Here is a 3,249-nt window from a genome sequence, read left to right on the forward strand (position 1 = left end):
CCGTGGATCACCGTGCAACCTTGCGGACCGAGCTTGACCACCAACGTCGCCGCGCTCAGGCGCCGGACATTGCGCAGCGCGGTGAGCAGATCCTCGGCGCCGCCGGCGATCAGGAATTCTTCTTCAGTGCCGACGATCAGGTCGAAACGCGGGAGGATTTTCTGCACATGCTGGCTGACGTTCTGGTCGGCGACGAAACGGGTTTCGCCGTCCGCCTTGCCGGCCAGGCCCCAGAGCACCGGGCGGTAGTCGATGTCCAGGACCCGCTTGACGTTGTGCTTTTCGGCGTAGTCCAGCGCCTGAATGCTCGCCTTGTAGACACCGTCGGTGGAGAAATGGGTGCCAGTGATCAGCAGGGCTTTGCTGGAAGCGATAAAGGCTTCGCTGATGTCTTCGGCGCGCAACGCCATGTCGGCGCAGTTTTCGCGGTAGAACACCAGGGGAAAGGTTTCGCGATCCTTGAGGCCCAGCAGGACCATGGCGGTCAGGCGTTCCGGATCGACCTTGATGCCGCTGACGTCGCAGCCTTCACGGACCAGGGATTCAACGAGGAAACGGCCCATGTGGTCGTCCCCTACCCGGCTCAACATCGCCGACTTCAGCCCCAGTCGCGCGGTGCCGAAGGCAATGTTGGCGGACGAACCGCCCAGGTACTTGGCGAAGCTGCTCACATCCTCCAGCCGCGCCCCGACTTGTTGCGCATAAAGATCGACGCCAAGGCGTCCGAGGCAAATCAGATCCAATTGACGCCCACTGGCAAAACGAGTCTGGCCCATGCTGGCTCCTGTTATTTTTATCAGCCTGCGTCCGGGGCGATGAAGGCGCCGAACACTCTTGGTGGATGCAGACTAAAACGACCGGGGCCGAACAATCAATATTTATTCTATATATTTTTTACGTGGAATATTTTTTCCAATAAACTTTGATACAAGCGTTCCAGACAGCGTGCATCGTTTCAGCAGGCCCCAGGCCGATTGCAAGCTCAAGATTTTATTCCGGCCTACCCTGTAGACTGCGCACAGCCAACCTATTGTCAGGGGGTGACGAGAACCGTTATCCCTATAAGAACAAGCCAGAAGGATTTCTTATGTCCCGCACCGATCAGCCGGCTACGACCGAGAGCTCGCCCGACAGCGATCTCGCCAGCCCTCCGATCAATGCCGAGCGTCTGTTGCAGCTGATCACCGAGGAGTACGAAAGTCTGCCGCGCCAGCTCAAACGCATCGCCAGTTACATGAGCCAGCAGAGCGACCGGATCATGGTCGACCGCATCAGCGACATCGCCCGCGAGTGCGAAGTGCACCCGTCGGCCATCGTGCGCTTTTCCCAGCGCTTCGGCTTCAGCGGGTTCAGTGAAATGCAGGCGCTGTTTCGCGAGGCCTACACCCACAAGACCACGCCGGTGCAGAACTACCAGCAACGCATCCGCAGCATGATCGCCAACAAGTCGCAGAAGGCCAGCGGCGGCGACCTGGYGCGCGAATGCATCAACGCCACCCTGTCAGGCATCGAACGATTGGGGCTGGAACTCGATGACCAGGCTTTCGACAAGGCCGTGGACCTGGTGGTGAATGCCGACAACATCTACGTGGTCGGGGTGCGCCGCTCGTTCGCGGTGGCCGATTACCTGGTCTACAACCTGCAACACACCAACAAGCGCATCCACCTGGTGTCGGGCCTTGGCGGCAGTTACCGCGAGCAGATGCGCAGCGTGCGCGCCAACGACCTGGTGATCGCCATCAGCTTCACGCCCTATGGCAAGGAAACCCAGCACTGCCTGCGCATCGCCCAGCACCATCAGGCGAAAACCCTGATCATCACCGACAGCAACCTCTCGCCATTGGCCAAGCGCGCCAACACCGTGCTGCTGGTCAACGAGGGCAGTTCGTTTGCCTTCCGCTCGTTGAGTGCGACCTTGTGCCTGTGCCAGGCGCTGTTCATCGCCGTGGCTTATCGACTGGAGTTGAAGGTCGATGAGATTCATGAGCAGGCAGGCTTTGAGGATTAGCCTTCGAGGATGAACAATAGGCCTGAGGATCAGCGCGAAATCGTTTGCAGGTCGCTGAACCTCGGCTAAGGTTGTCCATCCCCAAGGACCGTCTGTAAGGAGAGGCTCAATGAAACTGATCGGCATGCTGGATTCGCCCTACGTGCGGCGCGTCGCCATTTCCGCCAAATGCCTGGGCATCCCGCTGGAACACGCGTCGGTTTCGGTGTTCAGGCACTTCGAGCAGTTCCAGCAGATCAACCCGGTGGTGAAGGCGCCGACGCTGGTGCTGGATGACGGTGAGGTGTTGATGGATTCAACGCTGATCATCGATTACCTCGAAGCCCTGGCCGCTCCGGGTAAAAGCCTGATATCCGACAATCCGGTTCAACGCTTGCGCTCGCTGCGGCTGATCGGCCTGGCGTTGGCCGCGTGCGAGAAGTCGGTGCAGCTTTACTACGAACGCAACCTGCGGCCAGCGGAAATTCAGTACGCGCCTTGGGTGAAACGGGTCGAAGGACAATTGGCGGCAGCGTATTCGGCGCTGGAGCGGGAGCTGGAAAAGCAGCCGCTGAAGACCGATGGCTCGATTGCTCAGGATGGGATTAGCCTGGCGGTGGCCTGGAGTTTTACCAACCTGGTGGTGCCGGATCAGGTGGATGCTGCGCAGTTTCCACTGATCAACGCGTTCACGGCGTATGCCGAAGGGCTTGAGGTGTTTATCGATACACCGATCGAGTAGGCGGATGGGTTGCGCCTGAACTGCCGTCTTCGCGGGCAAGCCTCGCTCCTACAGGATTTTGCGCATAACTTGTAGGAGCGAGGCTTGCCTGCGAAGTTTGTCGATCAGCGGGCAGTGTGGCTTATTGCTTGGCCAATTCCATAATCATCCGCGACAGCAAATAAATCCGCGGCGCCACGCTTTCGACCTCGGCGTACTCCTCAGGCGTGTGGATATTGCCGCCGACAATCCCGAACCCGTCCAGCGTCGGCGTGCCAACACCCGCGGACAAACTCGCATCTGCCGCCCCGCCGCTGCCTTCTTCCGTCAACTTGCGGCCAATTTCGCCGTAAATGCCTTGAGCCATGGCCATCAAGCGATCCGATTCCGCCGTTTGCGGCATCGGTGGCAAGCCGCGCTTGAGGCTGGTGGTGACTTGCGTATCAGCAATCAGTTTGTCCTTCGACACCCGCGCCAGGTCCTTTTCGATCCGGTCGAATTCTTCCGGCACCGCCGCCCGCACATCAGCCTTGGCGGTGGC

The 3,249-nt window shown here is 59.5% G+C and carries 4 protein-coding genes; 2 read left to right on the forward strand and 2 right to left on the reverse strand.

Annotation, left to right across the window (positions count from 1 at the left end; genetic code table 11):
• A partial coding sequence (gene iolC, locus AC1DLB_RS25875) for a 5-dehydro-2-deoxygluconokinase (protein WP_477785900.1) occupies positions 1-776 on the reverse strand: 776 nt, incomplete at its 3' end.
• Positions 777-1,087: 311 nt separating this feature from the next.
• Here iolC and AC1DLB_RS25880 point away from each other — a divergent pair.
• Positions 1,088-2,008, forward strand: coding sequence for a MurR/RpiR family transcriptional regulator (locus AC1DLB_RS25880; RefSeq protein ID WP_477785901.1), 921 nt, complete (start codon positions 1,088-1,090; stop codon positions 2,006-2,008).
• A gap of 109 nt (positions 2,009-2,117) precedes the next feature.
• Entirely contained in the window at positions 2,118-2,729 is a 612-nt protein-coding gene (locus tag AC1DLB_RS25885; RefSeq protein WP_019582695.1) for a glutathione S-transferase, read from the forward strand.
• A 121-nt stretch (positions 2,730-2,850) separates the two neighbouring features.
• On the opposite strand, the gene AC1DLB_RS25890 is transcribed toward AC1DLB_RS25885, so the two are convergent.
• A partial coding sequence (locus AC1DLB_RS25890; RefSeq protein WP_477785902.1) for a M20/M25/M40 family metallo-hydrolase occupies positions 2,851-3,249 on the reverse strand: 399 nt, incomplete at its 5' end.

The sequence above is a fragment of the Pseudomonas sp. 05N434 genome (genome assembly GCF_056396965.1).

What these genes read in the sequence shown, in the direction of transcription:
- AC1DLB_RS25885 (WP_019582695.1), top strand. Translation starts at nt 2,118, where the DNA reads ATGAAACTGATCGGCATGCTGGATTCGCCCTACGTGCGGCGCGTCGCC.